At 65.1% G+C, this 447-nt stretch carries 1 protein-coding gene; it reads right to left on the bottom strand.

Annotated features, from left to right (window positions below):
• The coding region (locus IH54_RS41080; protein ID WP_043183700.1) for an acyltransferase domain-containing protein at window positions 1–447 on the bottom strand (447 nt) is incomplete at both ends.

The following is a 447-nucleotide window of genomic DNA, read 5'->3' as shown; positions in this document are numbered from 1 at the left end:
GGTGGTGGTTTGGGTGGTGGTGGGTGTGGTGGTGGTTTGGGTGTAGGTGGGGGTGAGTCCGGTGGTGTGGGCGTGGGCGAGTTGGGTGGTGAGGTGGTGGGGGGTTCCTTGGTGGCGGTGGAGGGTGGGGATGGTGGTGGTGGGGTGGGGGTGTTGGTCGGTGGTGTGGGTGATGCCGGGTGTGAGGACGGGGTGGGGGCTGATTTCGATGTAGTGGTGGTGGTTGTGGGTGAGGAGGGTGGTGAGTGTTTGGGTGAGGTGGACTGGTTGGCGGAGGTTGGTGAACCAGTAGTGGGGGGTGAGGGTGGTGGTGTCGTGGGGTTGGGTGGTGACGGTGGAGTAGAAGGGGGTGTGTGCGGGTTGGGGGGTGATGCCGTCGAGGGTGGTGAGGATCTGGTCGCGGAGTTGGTCGACCTGGGGGCTGTGGGAGGCGTAGTCCACGTCGAT

Origin of the sequence: Streptomyces sp. NRRL F-5123 (genome assembly GCF_000721495.1) — a bacterium.
Classification (GTDB): domain Bacteria; phylum Actinomycetota; class Actinomycetes; order Streptomycetales; family Streptomycetaceae; genus Actinacidiphila.
Note: the sequence above shows the minus strand (reverse complement) of the source record. Positions and strands in the feature narration are given on the sequence as shown.